Source organism: Planosporangium mesophilum, assembly GCF_016863255.1.
Taxonomy (GTDB): Bacteria; Actinomycetota; Actinomycetes; order Mycobacteriales; family Micromonosporaceae; genus Planosporangium; species Planosporangium mesophilum.
Map to the genome: position 1 here is coordinate 118,708 of NZ_BOON01000032.1, position 16,249 is coordinate 134,956.

Below are 16,249 nucleotides of genomic sequence, written 5' to 3' on the forward strand. Positions count from 1 at the left end.
ACGTGTCGGTCGGCTCGGAGGCGTGGCACGCCGCCCGCGCAGCGGCGGCCGCGGCGCGGGTGGAGATCGCCGAGTTCTCCGGCCCCTCCGTGCCGATCGTCCAGGACATCGTCGACCAGGTCTGGGGGCCCGGGCAGGCACCGCACCCCAGCCTGCTGCTGGCGCTCGCCCACGCCGGTAATCCGCTGCTGGTGGCGACCCGCGACGGGCGCCCGGCCGGTCTCGCGCTCGGCTTCCTGGGCTGGAGCGGTGGCTTCCACGTCCACTCCCACATGACGGCCGTGACCGGCGGCGAGCGCTCCGGCGGCGTGGGTTACGCGCTCAAGCTGTGGCAGCGGGCCGTCTGCCTGCGGGCGGGCATCGACGAGGTGCGCTGGACCTACGACCCGCTCATCGCCCGCAACGCGCACTTCAACCTCGTGAAGCTCGGCGCCGAGGTGGTGGCGTTCCGGCCGGACTTCTACGGGGCGATGGACGACACCGTCAACGCCGGCGACCGCAGCGACCGGTTCGAGGTGTCGTGGCGGCTGCGCTCGGAGCGGGTACTGGAGGCGGTCGCCGGGCGGCGGCGGCCGTTGGACCACGCCGCCGGGTCACTCGACATTCCCGTCGACTACGAGCAGCTGCGGCGTACCGCGCCGGACGAGGCCGCCGCGACCCGGCTGCGGGTACGCGAGGCCCTGGAGCGGGCCTGGTCGGCGGGGCTGGGCGTGGACTGGTCGCAGGGCCGGTACGTCTTCGTCGACCGCGAGGCCGCGCGGTGAGTCCCGGCGCCGTCGGCGGCATCGCAATAGCAGGATGTCCCCGATCCGGGGATAGGCGCCGACGCTCCCGGCGCGGAATCATTGCCCTCGCTGCGGCTACGAAAGGTGATCGTACGGCGACTGACCGGCGCATTGTTTTGCCTGAATGGGTAATCGGGCGAGGCGGCGGGCGTTGACCGGCTGTGCCGCGTATGTACGGTACCGGCTGGTTGTCGGTTCTTGCATGTCGCCATTTGTAGCTAATCGATCAACGCATTGTCATAATCTTGATCGTCGTAGCGTTCGCGGTGACGACGGCAACACTCCGCCATCGGGCGTGCTCCGCTGCCGGAACCCGGCCCTGACCTGTTGATTTCGCCCCTGCGGCGGCTTATCCGACATGACGCTTTCGTCGCTTGTGGACCTGTTATTTGCGCCGATTCGGCCGTTATGGGTGGTCAAGTGCATTGTCGGTGATATATGTCACGCCTGATTCCACAAAGGTCCCCTGTCCTCAATGCAGGCCGTCTCCCTAAGCTCCTGGTGCCCGCTGATCGGTCGTATTCTCAGCGGGCACTTTTGCTGTGCGAAAGGGGATGGCAACCGCGCGTAATCGGTATGCCGAGGCGACCTGATGATGACCGAATCGTCTATTGCGACGATTCCGATGCGGTGTCAATGTCGCAGTCTGCGGTGATCGACCGCTCGGGGTCGGGGGTTTTGACGTGCCCCCATGGGGCGACAACTGGAGGACTCGCTGATGAATCGTGCTTTCGACCCGGGTGTTCAGCCTGCCCGGGAGGGCCGATCCCCGACCGTCAGCGTCATCGTCCCCACCCTCAACGAGGAGCAGAATCTCCCGTACGTGTTCGAGCGGTTACCGGAAGGCATATCCGAGGTGATCCTGGTCGACGGCGGCTCGGTCGACCGGACCGTCGAGGTGGCCCGCGAACTGCATCCGCCGATCAAGGTCGTGCACCAGACGCGCACCGGCAAGGGCAATGCCCTGGCGTGCGGCTTCGCGGCGAGCGCCGGGGACATCCTCGTCATGATCGACGCGGACGGGTCGACGGACCCGTCCGAGATCCCTCGCTTCATCGACGCCCTGCTGGCGGGCGCGGACTACGCCAAAGGCTCCCGGTTTCGGCCGGGCGGCGGCAGCCACGACATCACCCGGCTGCGGCGGCTGGGCAACCGCGGCCTCAACGGCATCGTGAACGTGCTGTTCGGCACCAGATTCACCGACCTGTGTTACGGCTACAACGCCTTCTGGCGCAGTGCCCTGCCGTACCTCGACCTCCCCGACGTCGACCTGCCGCGGTCGGCCGACGGGCAGAAGCTGTGGGGTGACGGGTTTGAGATCGAAACCCTGATCACGGTACGGGCGGCGCGGCACAAGCTGCGCATCCAGGAAGTCGCGAGCGTCGAGTTCCCCCGGCTGCACGGGGTCAGCAACCTCAACGCGGTCAGCGACGGCATCCGGGTGCTGCGCACGATCTTCCGCGAGTACCGGCGGGAGAAGCCGCAGCCGTCCGTTCCCGGGCCGGTCGGCGCCGCGTCGGGCGCGGCGCCGGCGACGGAGTCTGCGGTGCCGGCGACGGAGTCCGCGGCGCCGGCGACGGAGTCGGTCGCCCGGCCGACGAACGGCCACCGCGCGGGTACCGAGCGCCACGGCGTCCCCTTGTCGCCGCTGAAGATACCGGCCCAGCGGCGGTCCGCCCCGCCGCGTCGCGAGGTCGATGTCGTGACCGCCGAGGAGTAACGAGCACCATGAACCACTCGGCGGTCAGCGTCGTGATCCCGTGCCACACCGAACGCCGCTGGCCTCAGCTGGTCCGTGCGGTCGGATCGGTCTTCGCCCAGCAGCCACGGCCGATCGAGGTCGTGGTCGCCGTCGACCACAACGAGACGCTGTACGAGCGGGCCGTCCGCGAGCTTCCCGGCGTGACCGTGCTCGCCAACCGCTTCCAGCGCGGGGTGTCGGGCAACCGCAACACCGGCGTCCGGCACACCACCACCGAGGTCGTCGCGCTGCTCGACGACGACGCGTACGCCCATCCGGGCTGGCTCGCCGGCCTGGTGGCGCCGTTCGCCGACCCGGCGGTGGTGGGTACCGGGGGAGCGATCCGGCCGGACTGGGAACGCCCCCGCCCGGCGTGGTTCCCGGACGAGTTCCTGTGGGTGGTCGGCGGTTCGTACACCGGCATGCCCGCCGAGACCGCGCCCATCCGGAACGTATGGTCGGCCAGCATGGCTGTGCGCCGCGACGTGTTCGACCTGGTGGACGGTTTCCGCGTCGGCTTCGGCAAGGTCGGCGACCGCAGCCGGCCCGAGGACACCGACCTGTGCATCCGGATGAGCAACGCCACCGGCGGCCGCTGGATGTACGTCCCGGGCGCGCTCATCGACCACCCGGTCGAGGCGGCGCGCACCCGGCTCCGCTTCTTTCTGCACCGCTGCTACCAGGAGGGCCGCGGCAAGGTCGAGATGGCGCGGCTCAACGACGGAGGCGAGAGCCTCGGCTCGGAGCGCAGCTATCTCACCCGTACCCTGCCGCGCGCCGTCGGTCGCGGACTGGCCGACGCCGTACGGGGACGCGGCGCCGCCAACGCGGCGAAGGCCGGCGCGGTGCTGGCCGGCGTCGCGGCGGCGGCCGTCGGCGGCGTGGCCGAACTCGTACACGGGCAGCGGCCGGAGCGGGTCAGGCCCGCCGTGGCAGTGAACGCCGGCGCGGAGGCTCGCCAATGACTCAGGCCGGGACGACCGGGGACCGCCGACTGCCCGCGCTCGTGTCCGAGGTGGACATCGTGCGACCGGTACCGGCGTTCCCCGCCGTCGACCGGGACGGCCGTCGGGTGGAGCGGGTCTGGTTACTGGTACGGGTCTTCGACGAGCCGGTCGGCTCGGTGACCGTCGACGTCCCCGATGGGGGCTTGTCCGCCACCGACGTCGCCTCCGCGGTCGACGCCGCCCACGGCCCGGCCGTACGGTCCCGGCTGGCCGCGGCCGGCGCGGTGGTCGGACCGGAGCTACCGGTCGAGGGCGTGCCGGTCGCCGGCGCCCCGGCCTTCCTCGCCCGCCGCGAGGAGGTGCTGCGCACGGCACCACCGATCACCGTCGTGGTGTGTACCCGTGAGCGCCCCGGGCCGCTGGCGCGCTGCCTGGACAGCCTGCTCGCCCAGGCCTACCCGCGGTTCCGGGTCCTGGTCGTGGACAACGCCCCGGTCACCGACGCGACCGAGCGGGTCGTCAAGGAGGCCTCCAACCGCGGCCCGGTGGAGTACCTGCGCGCGCCGCTGCCCGGCCTGTCGTACGCCCGGAACGCGGCCGTGACGGCGGCCGGCGGCGAGATCCTCGCCTGGCTCGACGACGACGAGGTGGCCGACCGGCACTGGCTGGCCGAGGTGGCCCGCGCGCTCGCCGACCATCCGGGCGCGGACGTGGTGTCGGGCGTGATCGTGCCGGCCGAGCTGGAGACCCGGGCCCAGATCTGGTTCGAGCAGTTCGGCGGGCACAGCAAGGGTCGCGGCTTCACCCCGGCGGTGTTCTCCCCGGCCACCGCTCACCTGCAGAGCCCGCTGTACCCGCTGCCGCCGTTCGGTACCGGGGCGAACATGACGTTCCGGCCCGGGGTCATCGAGGGCATCGGCGGGTTCGACGCGGCGCTCGGTGCCGGTACGCCGGCCATGGGGTCGGAGGACACCCTCGCGTTCACGCGCGTCCTGCTGGGCGGCGGCACGATCGTCTACCAGCCGACCGCGCTGACCTGGCACTACCACCGGCGTGACCTGGACGGGCTGCGCCGGCAGATGATCGGGTACGGCGCCGGCCTCACCGCCGCGTACACCAGCCTCATCCTGAGCGATCCGCGGGTCCTGGTCGGGCTGGCCCGGCTCGTCCCGACCGCGCTGCGTGACCTCACCTCCGATGACAGCCTGCGCTCGGCAGGTCTGGAAGCGGACTTCCCGCGCGAGCTGATGGGCGCCAACCGGCGCGGCATGCTCACCGGCCCGTTCCGCTACCTCGCCGGTCGGCGGCGCAACCGGCGGCTGCGGGCGGGGTCGGGTGGGACGTGACCGGCCGACAGCCCGACCGGCGCGACCCGTACGCGCCCGCGGATCCGGCCGACGCGGCCGTGTTCCGGGCGATGGGTCCGCCGCGGCAGCCCGGTGTGCCGCATCAGCCCGGTGTGCCGTATCAGCCCGGTGTGCCGCGGCAGCCGGGTCCGGTACAGCAGCCGGGACCGTCGCCGCGACAAGCTCAGCAGTCCAGACGGGACGGTGAGCCGGACCGCGGGCCGGCGCCGCACCCGCGCGATCCGCGAGCACAGCGGGACCCGCGAGCGCAGCGGGATCCGCGGGGGCAGGGCGACCCGCGGGGGCAGGGCGACCCGCGGGGGCAGGGCGACCCACGAGCCCGACGCGACGCCCCGGCCGCTCCGCCGGACGACGCGACCGCCTTGCTGCCCAGGGTGCCGAGCCCCAGGGTTCCGCCGCCGCAGCGTCCAAGGGTTCCGCCGCCGAGCGACAGTACGGTCGTCATCCCGAAGGTGCCGGCTGCGCCGCCCGTACCACGGCCGATCCCCACGCAGCGCCGACCGCAGCCGCCCGGCGGGCCGGGCCACACGCGGGGCAGAAGGCCCGGCAGCGCGCCGCGCCGCCCACGTGCGGTCCGGCTCCCGGTCCTCGGCCTCGCCCCCCAGCTGCTGGCGCTGTCGGCGGCCGGGGTGCTGCTCGTGGCCTTCGCGTACGCCGGTGGCCGAACCGGCGCCGCCTGGGCCAGCACGGCGTACTGGGTCGGCCAGGTGGTCGTCTACACCCCGATCGTGTTCCGGCTGCTGTCGCGCCGGCTGACCGGGGTGACCGAGTCGTTCCTGCTCGCCATGGGGCTGGCGGTCAACCAGTACATGCTCAAGTGGATGTTCAGTCCGGATCAGTTCCGGTTCCCCGACGAGCTTCAGCACTGGCTGTCGACCACGATCGTGCTCGAGACCGGCCGGCTGTTCCAGCCCAACAGCGCGCTGCCGGTCGCGGCGCACTTCCCGGGGCTGGAGGAGATGGGCTCGGCGCTGGTCTCACTGACCGGCCTGTCGGTGACCGACGCGGGCCTGCTCACGGCCGGCGTACTGCGGCTGGTCTTCGTCGGCGCGCTGTTCATGATGGTCCGCCGCGCCGGGGGCTCCCCGTCGTTGGCCGGCGCCACCTGCGCCATCTACGCGACGGCCCTGCACTACCTGTTCTTCAACGCCATGTACATCTACCAGACGGCGGCCCTGCCGTTCCTGATGCTGGCGATCTGGGCGACCCGGTCCTGGCGGTCCAGAGAGCCCGGGTACGTGCCGTACGCGGTGGTCGGCGTCGCGTCGGTGGCGGTGGTCGCCGTCTCCCACCACATCACGGCGATGGCGATGGTCGGCACGCTCGGCCTGCTGGCCCTCTGTGACCTGGTCTTCCCGGCGACCCACAAGCGGCGCAGCGCGCTCGCCCTCGCCGTCACGGCGGTCGTGGTCGTCGTGGCGTGGGTTCTGCTCGTCGCCAACGAGATCATCGACTATCTCGGCGCGCCGCTGCAGTCGATGCTGGCGTCGCTGACGCAGATCTTCGCGGGCGGCGGATCGAAGGTGTCCGTCGCGCCGGGCAACCCGCTGTGGCAGCTCGGTATCCAGGCGGCGGCCCTGCTCAGCCTGCTTGTCCTGCTCGCGCGCGCCAGCTGGGTCGCGCTCCGCAAGCGTGAGCGCGACGCCTGGCAGTGGGCCGTCCTGGTCGGCTCGGTCGCGTTCTTCGCCACCAGCGGACTGCGGTTCGTGGGCGCGCAGGGCCCGGAGCTGGCCGGACGCGCGTCCACCTTCACCTACGTACCCATGTCGATGCTGGCCGCCGCGACCATCGTGGACTGGCGACGGGGGCTGCGCCCGCACACCTGGCCCGGTCCGCTGGGCCGGCTGACGGTGAACGCGCGATGGGCCCGGCCGGCGCCGCTGGGCGCGGCGATGGCCACGCTGCTGATGCTGGCCGCGCGGGCCGGCGGCTGGCCCCCGTACTGGGAGCACCTGCCGGGCAAGTACCTGGTGTCCGGGTTCGAGCGCTCGGTCGTCGGGGAGAACGTGACCGCCGCCTGGTGGACGGGGGAGGCGCTGGGGTGGCGCAACCGGTTCGCGGCCGACCTGAGCGGGGCGACGCTGGTCTCCACCTACGGCCGTCAGGACCCGGTCGGTGAGGCGGCGGACCTGTACTACGATCCCGTCTGGGGCCTGCGGGACCAGCAGATCCTCCAGTCGCTGCAGATCGACTACCTGTGGGTCGACGTGCGGATGTCGCAGCAGCTTCCCGCGTCCGGGGTCTACTTCGTCGTCGACCCGAAGGCTCAGCGGCACGTGACCCCGGTGCCACTGGAGAACCTGGTCAAGTTCGACCACATCCCGGGGGTCAACCTCGTCTACGACAGCGGGAACATCCGGATCTACGACGTGAGGGGCGCATGAGACCGGCCGCTCTCCACCGCGACGCCGTGCCCGTCCTGGCCGCCGTCCTCGCGGTGGTCGCGGCGGCGGCGCAGTGGGTGCCCCTGCCGGCCGTGCGGGTACCCACCGGGCTGCTGCTCGTCTTCGTGCTCCCCGGGCTGGCCCTGGCCGCGGCGCTGTTCCCGGGCCGGGTGCTGTCGATCGTGGAACGCCTGGTGCTTCCGCCCGCCCTCAGCCTCGCCGTGCTCGTCCTCGGCGGGCTGGGCATGTTCGCGGCCGGCATCCCGCTGGGCCGCGCGTCCTGGACCGCGCTCACCACGTCGGTCACGGTCGCGGCCGCCGTCGTGGCCCGGCTGCGCCGGGACACGGCCGGCACCGGATCGGCCGCCGAGACCGCGATGTTCGGCCGGGTGCTGGCCGTCGACCGGGAGAAGATGACCGTCGGCGCGGCGGTCTGGCGGTTGGCGCCGCTGGCGCTGGCGGTACTGCTCATCGCCGGCGCCGGGGTGCTCGCGATGCGCAGCGCCGGGACCGGCGGCGAGCCGTTCACCGGATTGTCGCTGGTACCGTCCCCGGCCCCGGACGGACAGCAGCAGGCGCCCCCGCAGACCCCGCGGACGGTGCAGGTGGCGATCCGGTGCGAGGAGGGCGAGGCCACCCGGTACTCCCTGCGGATCGCCGACCCCAACGGGTTCGAGCGCACCTTCGACGTCGCGCTGGAGCCCGGCGGCAGATGGTCGCAGACGCTGGAGGTACCGGCGAGCGGCACGGTGACCGCCGACCTGTTCAAGAACGGCGGGCAGGCGCCGTACCGCAGTGCGCACCTGGCCGGTGTCCGATGACGTTCTACCAGAGCGGCAGCGCCACCGGCGGCGAGGATCCGCTGCTCCAGGCGCTGCGCTGGCGCACCGTGTACGAGAGCCAGAACGCCGCCACCCCGCGCAACCGGCTCAAGCGGGCGGTGCGCCGCAACGGTGACCTGCTCAGCAACTCCGGCTCGCTGATGGCGACCAGCGTGCTCACCTCGGCGGTAGGCTTCGCGTACTGGTGGGTGGCGGCGCGCGAGTTCCCGGCGAGCGCGGTCGGCTCGGTCTCGGCCGCCGTCTCGGCGATGACGCTGGTCGGGGTCCTGGGCATGTTCGGGATGGGCACCCTGCTGCTGGCCGAACTGCCCCGGATGGCAGAGCGGCGGTGGAACCTCATCACGACCTGCCTGCTGGTCTCCGGTACGGTCGCCGCGGTCGGCGGCGTGGTCTACGAGGGACTGGCCTACTTCCTCAACTCGGGGCTGCGCGAGTCCCTGGGCTCACCCCTGACGGCGGTCCTGCTGCTCATCGGCATGTCGGTCAACGCCGCGACGCTGGTCCTCGACGAGGGCCTCGTCGGCCTGCTCAGGGGGCGGTTGCAGCTCATCCGCAACGCGTACTTCGCGGTCGGCAAACTGGTCCTGCTCGGTGTCCTCGCGCTGCTCCCGATCACGGTGACCGGCACCGACATCCTGTTCACCTGGGTCGCCGGCATTTTCCTGTCGGTGGGGCTACTCGCGCTGCACCGGCGGAGCCGCATCGGGGCCGTGGCGGTGCGGCCGGACCTGTCGATGCTGCGCGGCCTGGGGCGCCATGCCCTCGACCACAACCTGCTCAACCTGGCGCTGTTCCTGCCGCGCACCATGCTGCCCCTGGTGGTCACCGCGGTGCTGTCCACCAGGGCCACCGCCGCCTTCTACACCGCCTGGATGGTGATCTCGGTACTGGCGATGATCCCCGGCAACGTCGCCACCACGCTGCTGGCGGTCGCCAGCGGGGACGGCGCGGCGCTGCGCTCGAAGGTGCGGATGGCGCTGCTGGTCTCGATGGGCATCGGCCTGCCGGTCTCCACGCTGGTCGCCGTGCTGGCGCACCCCATCATGGCGACGTTCGGCGACAGCTACGCCGCGGCGGCGGCCGGCGCGCTCTCCATCCTCGCGCTGACGTTCGGGGCGACCGTCATCCGGCAGCTCTTCGTCGCGCTGTCGCGGTTGCAGGGGCGTACCCGCCGGGCCAGCATGTACGCGCTGCTCGCCGGGGTCGGGGAGATCCTCGCCGCCTGGTACGGCGCCGCGCACGGCGGGCTGACCAGCCTCGCGATGTGGCTCGCCGGAGTGTTCGTGCTCCAAGGGGTGTTCATGGCGCCGGCGGTGCTGCGGGTGGCGCTCGGCAAGCCGGTGCGGACCCCGGCGGCGGAGCCGTCCCAGCCCGAAGCCACCCGGCCCGAAGCTGCTCAGCCCGCACCGGCTCAGCCCGCACCGGCCCAGCCCGCACCGTCGGCTTCGACCCCGCGGCCCGCCCACGCAGACGCGCCGACCGTGCAGTTCCGGCTCGACGACGGGTACACCTGGTCGGGGGAGGCGAGGTGAGCCCGCCACTGCCGTCGGTGTCGGTCGTCATCCCGACCTACCGCCGGGTGGCCGGCCTGGCGGGCGTCGTGGCGGCGATCGGCGCCGACCGGCACGTGTCCGAGATCGTCGTCGTGGACGGCTGCCGTGACGGCTCGTACGAGCTGCTGAAGGAGCTGGCCGAGACCGACCCGCGGGTGCGCCCGGTGTGGCAGGAGAACTGCGGTGACGCGGCGGCCCGGCAGACCGGCGTCGAGTACGCCTCCGAAGAGGTCGTGCTGTTCCTCGACGACGACGTCCTGGCCGGACCGGGGCTGGCCGAGGCGCACGCGCGGGTACACGCCGGCCGCGACGGCCTCGTGCTCGTCGGGTACATGCCGGTGGACCGGCCGGCGGTGCGCCGGGCCGGCGACTTCAGCACCCTGCTGTACGCCGACGAGTACGAGCGGATGTGCGCCCGGTACGAGCGGGACCCGTCGTCGATCCTGTCCCAGCTGTGGATGGGCAACCTGTCGCTGCGCCGGAGCGACGCGCTGCGGATCGGGTTCGTCGGCCCGCGCCTGCTGCGCTACCACGGCGACCAGGAGTTCGGCCTGCGCTGCCGGCGGGCCGGTCTGGTGGGGCGGTTCGACCGGGCCCTGCTGGCGATCCACGCGCACCGCCGGGACCTGGAGACCTTCGCCGGCCAGGCGTGGCTGCGCGGGGCGGATCGGCGCGACCTGCTCGAGGCCTTCCCGGACCTGCTCTCGCCCGCGGAGCTGTTCGACCCGCTGCCGCCAGTGGCGAGGGCAGCCGTCGGGCTCGCGTCGGCGCCGCTGCTGCACCGGCTGGCGGTACCGGTGCTGCGCGGGGCCGTCGCCGGGGCCGGCCGGGTACGCGCGTGGTCCGCGGAGACCGCGCTGGCGCGGCTGCTGCGCCAGGTCGAGCTGCGCCGCGGGTACCACGGCCGACGGTAGAGCGGTTCAGGCCGGGGTGTTGATCAACCCGACCGGGTCCTCACAGATCAGGTCGATGGCGCGCCGCACCGGGGCCGGGTCGAAGACGGCACGGTCGAAGCTGACGTTCATGTAGAGCGCGCCACCCAGCTCCGAGAAGGACATGGTGAGCGCCTCCGGGCCGCCCGTCGTCGGTACGCTCATGTTCCGCCACTCCTCGGGCGGGCCGGCCCAGGGCAGGTCGACGTACTCGCTGATCCGGCCGATGTGGGTCAGGGTGAGCTCCGGGCGCGGGTCCGCGGCTACCGGCCGCAGCGCCGGGGGCTCGTGGCGGGTCCGGGACAGCGCGAGGCGGGCGGTGCGCAGCGCGAGCATCGCCAGCGGCCGGCCGCTGGCGAACTCCTCGGCGAGGGACTCGTGGACGGCGCGCGGATCGGTGAGGTCGGCCGGCAACAGGTACTGGCCCCACGCGAAATTGCCGTCCACTGTAGAGCCAGCCGGAAGGTAGCGGCGCGCGTCGAAGAGGACGACCAGGCCCGGCCACTTCGGGGTCAGGCCGCAGTGGATCAGCGCGGCCGAGGCGCCGGCGAACAGCACGGCCGCCGCGGAGACTCCCGGTGCGTGGCGGTCGCGCCAGGTCCGTGCCCGCGCCGGTGCGGTGGCGGACCGGGCGGTGCCGTACGCGATGTCGGGCCGCCACGGCGCCGGGGCCTCGGTGCCGGCGTCCGCGTCGGCGGGCGACGCCGGCGGGCGAAGGATCTTCGCGGCGCTCAGCAGCCGTGAGGGGTTGCGGCCGAAGTGGTGCAGCGCCGCGCGTACCACCGGCAGCCGGACCGGCGTCGGGAACGGTAGGCGGGGGGCCCGGCCCCGTGCCGCGGCGCGCATCAGCTCCGGGAAGAGGGTGTTGACGATCCGCCCGTCGCCGAGGGCGTGCGACATCTTCGCGCCGACGTAGCCGCCGCCGACGGCGAGCAGCAGCGGGCGGTCGCCCAACGGCTCGTCGACGAGCCAGCGGGTCACCGCGTCGGCCGGGTGGACGGTACCCGTACCGTCGACCCGTACCGCCAGGCTCCGGCTGAACGCGGCGAAGCCGGAGCGCGACAGCGGTATCCAGCGGGCCGCCTCGCGGTCCATCCGGCACACTGCCTGGTGGGTCGGGTGCGCCTCGTGCAGGCGTACCAGTGCCGCCCGGAGCCCCTCGGCGGTGACGCCGTGCAGGGGCCCGATCGTGCGCAGGTTGTCGACCGACAGCCAGCCGCGGTCCCGCGCGGACATCCGCCGGGCCGCCGCGGGTGGCGCGGTGCCGGCGGCGCGACCGGGCCGGACGGAGGTCATCCGGCGAACCTGGGGTCGTGGGCCAGCTTCCGGTACGCCGCCAGCGACGCGGGCGTGCTGTCGATGCGCCAGTCCTTGCCGTTGCCGTGGTCGTTGTCGGTGTCGAACCAGACCAGCGCGCCGATCGCCGGGCGCGCGACGATGTAGGCGGCGAGTTGGTCGATCCAGTCGGCCTTCACCGTGCCGCCCTTCTCCAGCGCGCCGGTCTCCGCGATCATGATCGGCTTGCGCCCGGCGTAGTTGCGCACGACCGGACCGAACAGGTAATCGGGCGTCTCCCGGCTGGCGAAGTACCCGGAGACGGCCACCCAGTCGACGTACGCGTCGCCGGGGTAGTACCGGGTCATGTCGTTCCAGGACTGATCGGGTACGGAGTAGCAGTTGGGGCCCCACACCCAGGCGACGTTGGTGGCGCGGCGGGCGGTGAAGATGTCGTGGATGCGCCGCCACGCCGTGACGAAACCGCTGGCGTCGTTGCCGTTCCTGGCCCCACCCCAGGTGTACCAGTTGCCGTTCATCTCCCACGCCCAGCGCAGGAAGACCGGGTGGCCGTAGGCGGCCAGCGCGTCGGCGGCGCTGGCGATCAGCGCGTCCTGCGACCCGTTGTTGATCGTGTTGTACGGCACGCCGTCCCACGAGACCAGGAGGATGGCGTTCTCGGGCAGGTCCGGCATCGTCCGGGGCAGCGGGTCCTTCCAGGCGTAGTACCGGTGCACGATGCGCGGGTCGCGGCCGAGCTGCTCGCGCCGCAGCGCCGTGCTCTGCTTCTGGTCCATGCCGGCGATGTCCAGATAGGACCCCACCATCACCTTGCCCGGTACCGGTTGCGGCGCCCGCACATTCGCCGTGCCGCGACCCGGCGTGGGCGTCGCCACCCGTGCCGGCTGCGACGACCCTGGCGGCTCGGTCCAGGCCGCGCCGGGCCCGGCCGGCCGGGCACAACCGGCGAGCGCCACGACGGCGAGGCCGACCGCGACCAGGGAACGCAGCGGCGAGCGGCGGGGCGCCGTCCGCTTGCGCAGTGCCGTCCGCTTGTGCAGTGCCGTCCGCTTGCCCAGTGCCGCCCGCCGGCGCGGCCGGCCGGATCGCGGGCCTGTCGGATCTGCGGTCACGGGTACCCTGCCTTCACGGGTCATGTCAGCTTCACCCCGAACAGGCGCCCGGCCAGCAGGCGAGCCACCCGCCAGGCCGGCTGGGCGGTCCGCTTGATCCGGGGTACGAGCTGGGGGCCGCCGTCCGCGACCAGCCGCACCAGGTCGGCGCCCGAGTGGTCGGGGGTCGGCTGGAGCCGGGGGATCGCCAGCGGATGGTCGCTCGCCGTGTACAGCCTGCGCCCGACCTCGCACGCGTTGTCGTGGCCGGCGCGCGCCACCGCCGCGCGCACCGCCCGGCCGTTGTAGCCGTGCGGGTAGGCGAACGATCGGATCGGTCGCTGCACCTCGTCGGCGAGCCGGTCGCGGCTGTCGATGACCTCGCGCTGCAGGGCGGCCGGCGGCAGCACGTCGAGGGGGTGGTGCAGGAGGCTGTGGCTGCCGATCTCGATCCCCGCCGCCGCCACCTCCCGCAGTTGGCCCAAGGTCAGCAGCGGGCCGAAGGCCGGTGCGTGCGGGCCGAGCCAGGACGCGGGTTCGCCGGCGTGACCGACCGACATGTACAGCGTGGCGGAGGCGCCCAGGTCGGTCAGGACGGGCAGGCCGGCATCGAGGAAGTCGAGATACCCGTCGTCGAAGGTCAGCGCGACGACCTTCTCGACGCTCCCGGCCGCGCGCAGGTCGACGGCCTCGGACAGGCCGGTGAGGCGGTACCCGGCCGCCGTGAGCGCGGTGAGCTGTGCGCGGAGCAGTTCGGGCGGTACCGCGAGGGAGCGCAGCGGCGGCTCCGGTACTGATGACACGGAGTGATACATCAGCACGGCGAGTGGTGCCGGGGCCGGCGATGTCGGTACTGCCACGGTGCGCGATCCTCCAGGTCGTCCCAATGATCGTCACAACTTCCGAGTGTCGTGGTGTCGGCGGGTGCGAGGCCACGACGTCCCGGGAATCGTGACGATCATGGTTCGTGGCCCGCCTCGACCACGGTCGCGACGGCAAAAGTATCGCGTGCGCCCGCAACCACGGAACTGTCGTCCGTTTGGAGTCGACCCATGACCGCTCGGTCACATTCTTTGGCCGGGGCCTATGTCCTAAATGGTCCCGCTGTTGCCGATTCACAACGAAGTACGTCGATGGGTGGTTTCACCATATCGGACCCTACAATGTCCGTTTCGATCCATCAGCATCATTGCTCAAACCCGCATTGCCAGGCTTTGTCGCGGCTCCGTTCCTGTATGGTGATCCCGCTCCGACCCGAGGTCAGAGGTGAGGGGCCGCACCGCGCACGCGAAATCCGGGGCCGCCGGAGCCGACGCGCGTCGACTCGCGACACGCCCCGAAGTACCGGCGTACGCACCGTTGATACATAGAGGTGGGTGAGGATGCTCGCGGTTACCAAGGTCGCTACGCCGCGCATCGTCGGAGTCGGCACGGCCAACCCCAAGTCGGGTTACTCGCAGGACGACATCCTCGAGCGGTACGGCATCTCCGACGAGCGGATCAGATCTCTGTTCCGCAACAGCCACATCGACCAGCGCTACCTGCACCTGCCGGCGATCGAGCCCGGCGGGGGCCCCACCGACGAGACCCAGGGCCAGCTGCTGGAGAAGCACCGGTCCGAGGGGATCGAGATGGCCACCAGGGCGCTGCGGTCCTGCCTGGAGCGCGCCGGCGCCGACCCGTCCGAGATCCGCTACCTGTGCTGCGTCTCCTCGACCGGCTTCCTGACCCCCGGCTTCAGCGCGCTGCTCATCAGCGAGCTGGGCCTGCGGCGCGACTGCGGTCGTAGCGACATCGTCGGCATGGGCTGCAACGCCGGCCTGAACGGGCTCAACCCGGTCGCCGCGTGGGCGGCGGCCAACCCCGGCCAGCTCGCTGTGATGATCTGCATCGAGGTCTGCTCGGCCGCGTACGTGTACGACGGGACCATGCGGACCGCCGTCGTCAACAGCCTGTTCGGCGACGGGGCTGCCGCGGTCGCGGTGCGCGCCGGTGCCGAACCCGAGCCGGGCGCCGGCGACGGTGGTGCGACGATCCTGAAGTTCGCCAGCCGGCTCATCCCCGAGGCGATCAGCGCCATGCGGTTCGACTGGGACGACGAGCAGCACAAGAACAGCTTCTTCCTGGACCGGGACATCCCGTACGTGGTCGGCGCCAACGCCGAGGCGGTCCTGGAGTCCCTGCTGGCCGATACCGGCGTGCGGCGCGACGAGATCGTTCACTGGATCGCGCACTCCGGCGGCAAGAAGGTCATCGACTCCGTGAAGATCAATCTTGGCCTGACCACGTACGACCTCCGCCACACCGTCTCGGTGCTGCGCAACTACGGCAACCTCTCCAGCGGGTCGTTCCTGTTCTCCTACGAACGCCTGATGGAGGAGGGGCGGGTGGCGCGCGGCGACCACGGCGTGCTGATGACGATGGGGCCGGGTTCGACGATCGAGATGGCGCTGATCCGGTGGTAGGCACGCAACCTGACAGCGGGGGTACTGAGGTGACGGAACTGTCACGGCTGACCGACTTCTACCTCGAGCTGAACGGTGCGGCCGTGCTCTCGGCCGAGCTGGTGGAGTCCGTCGACGCGGTCTGCCGACAGGTCGGCGACGGCAAGAAGGACGCCAGTCTGCTGGTACGGATCGTCGGCGCGGCCGACGGCGGCGGTTCCGTCGGCGCGGCCGACGGCGGCGGTTCCGTCGGCGCGGCCGACGGCGGCGGCCACGTCGGCGCGGCCGACGGCGCCGGCCACCTCGGTGGCACCAGCGACCAACCGTGGCCGTACGACGTCAGCGTGCACACCGTCAACCAGTGGGAGCGCGCGTTGCGCCGGTTGGAGCGCCTTCCCGCGCTCACCGTGACCGTGGTCGACGGCGCCTGCCGGGGCCCGGCGCTGGACGTCCTGCTCACCACCGACTACCGCATCGCGAGCCGGTACGCCCGGCTCGGGGTCTCCTCGGTCGGGCGCAACACGTGGCCCGGCATGGCGCTGCACCGGCTGGCCAACCAGGTCGGCGTGGCGCGGGCGCGGTCCGCGGCGCTGTTCGGTACCGAGATCGACGCGGCGCGTGCCCGCGAGTGGGGCCTGCTCGACGAGGTCGTCGACGACGCCGCGTCGAGGTGCCGGGAGGTGCTCAACACGTTCGCCGGCCTCAGCGGCAAGGAGCTGTCCATCCGCCGCCAGCTGCTGTTCGAGGCGTCCTCGACGTCCTTCGAGGACGCGCTCGGCGCGCACCTGGCCGCCTGTGACCGCGCGCTGCGGCTGGCCAGTACCGGCCCGGACGCGGCGTCTGGCATGCCGGGCGCCGCCGGATAGC

At 72.5% G+C, this 16,249-nt stretch carries 13 protein-coding genes; 10 read left to right on the forward strand and 3 right to left on the reverse strand.

Annotated features, from left to right (window positions below; translation table 11 throughout):
- Positions 1-2 precede the first annotated feature (2 nt).
- The 8 genes from Pme01_RS17570 (at position 3) to Pme01_RS17605 (ending at position 10,533) form a co-directional block, all read left to right on the forward strand.
- On the forward strand, positions 3-764 hold the full coding sequence (locus tag Pme01_RS17570; protein WP_168116100.1) for a GNAT family N-acetyltransferase: 762 nt from the start codon (positions 3-5) through the stop codon (positions 762-764).
- Positions 765-1,503: 739 nt separating this feature from the next.
- The gene (locus Pme01_RS17575) at positions 1,504-2,505 is read left to right on the forward strand and encodes a glycosyltransferase family 2 protein (protein ID WP_168116101.1); all 1,002 of its coding nucleotides are present in this window, start codon (positions 1,504-1,506) and stop codon (positions 2,503-2,505) included.
- Between the two features lie 8 nt (positions 2,506-2,513).
- A complete protein-coding gene (locus Pme01_RS17580) occupies positions 2,514-3,491 on the forward strand; it encodes a glycosyltransferase family 2 protein (RefSeq protein WP_168116102.1) in 978 nt (325 codons plus the stop codon).
- On the forward strand, positions 3,488-4,819 hold the full coding sequence (locus Pme01_RS17585; protein WP_168116103.1) for a glycosyltransferase family 2 protein: 1,332 nt from the start codon (positions 3,488-3,490) through the stop codon (positions 4,817-4,819). The genes Pme01_RS17580 and Pme01_RS17585 overlap by 4 nt, the downstream gene beginning before the upstream one ends.
- Before the next feature lie 473 nt (positions 4,820-5,292).
- Positions 5,293-7,224: a hypothetical protein gene (locus tag Pme01_RS17590; RefSeq protein WP_168116104.1), complete on the forward strand. Its 1,932-nt coding sequence runs from the start codon at positions 5,293-5,295 to the stop codon at positions 7,222-7,224.
- Positions 7,221-8,045: a DUF8471 domain-containing protein gene (locus tag Pme01_RS17595; RefSeq protein ID WP_168116105.1), complete on the forward strand. Its 825-nt coding sequence runs from the start codon at positions 7,221-7,223 to the stop codon at positions 8,043-8,045. The genes Pme01_RS17590 and Pme01_RS17595 overlap by 4 nt, the downstream gene beginning before the upstream one ends.
- Entirely contained in the window at positions 8,042-9,598 is a 1,557-nt protein-coding gene (locus Pme01_RS17600) for a lipopolysaccharide biosynthesis protein (RefSeq protein WP_168116106.1), read from the forward strand. Before Pme01_RS17595 ends, Pme01_RS17600 begins: the two co-directional genes overlap by 4 nt.
- Positions 9,595-10,533: a glycosyltransferase family 2 protein gene (locus Pme01_RS17605; protein ID WP_168116107.1), complete on the forward strand. Its 939-nt coding sequence runs from the start codon at positions 9,595-9,597 to the stop codon at positions 10,531-10,533. The genes Pme01_RS17600 and Pme01_RS17605 overlap by 4 nt, the downstream gene beginning before the upstream one ends.
- A 6-nt stretch (positions 10,534-10,539) precedes the next feature.
- Here the strand turns inward: Pme01_RS17605 and Pme01_RS17610 are convergent, their stop codons facing one another.
- From Pme01_RS17610 to Pme01_RS17620, 3 genes are read right to left on the reverse strand one after another with little or no spacing between them, the layout of a single operon-like run.
- The gene (locus tag Pme01_RS17610) at positions 10,540-11,847 is read right to left on the reverse strand and encodes a hypothetical protein (RefSeq protein WP_168116108.1); all 1,308 of its coding nucleotides are present in this window, start codon (positions 11,845-11,847) and stop codon (positions 10,540-10,542) included.
- Positions 11,844-12,959: a glycoside hydrolase family 26 protein gene (locus Pme01_RS17615; protein WP_168116109.1), complete on the reverse strand. Its 1,116-nt coding sequence runs from the start codon at positions 12,957-12,959 to the stop codon at positions 11,844-11,846. The genes Pme01_RS17610 and Pme01_RS17615 overlap by 4 nt, the downstream gene beginning before the upstream one ends.
- A 20-nt stretch (positions 12,960-12,979) precedes the next feature.
- On the reverse strand, positions 12,980-13,741 hold the full coding sequence (locus Pme01_RS17620) for a polysaccharide deacetylase family protein (RefSeq protein ID WP_168116110.1): 762 nt from the start codon (positions 13,739-13,741) through the stop codon (positions 12,980-12,982).
- Positions 13,742-14,320: 579 nt separating this feature from the next.
- Here Pme01_RS17620 and dpgA point away from each other — a divergent pair.
- Together dpgA and dpgB are read left to right on the forward strand one after the other, a co-directional pair.
- Positions 14,321-15,403, forward strand: a complete 1,083-nt coding sequence (gene dpgA / locus Pme01_RS17625) for a 3,5-dihydroxyphenylacetyl-CoA synthase DpgA (RefSeq protein ID WP_168116111.1) — start codon at positions 14,321-14,323, stop codon at positions 15,401-15,403.
- Between the two features lie 29 nt (positions 15,404-15,432).
- Positions 15,433-16,248, forward strand: a complete 816-nt coding sequence (gene dpgB, locus Pme01_RS17630) for an enoyl-CoA-hydratase DpgB (protein WP_203935696.1) — start codon at positions 15,433-15,435, stop codon at positions 16,246-16,248.
- The last annotated feature ends 1 nt before the right edge of the window (position 16,249 follow it).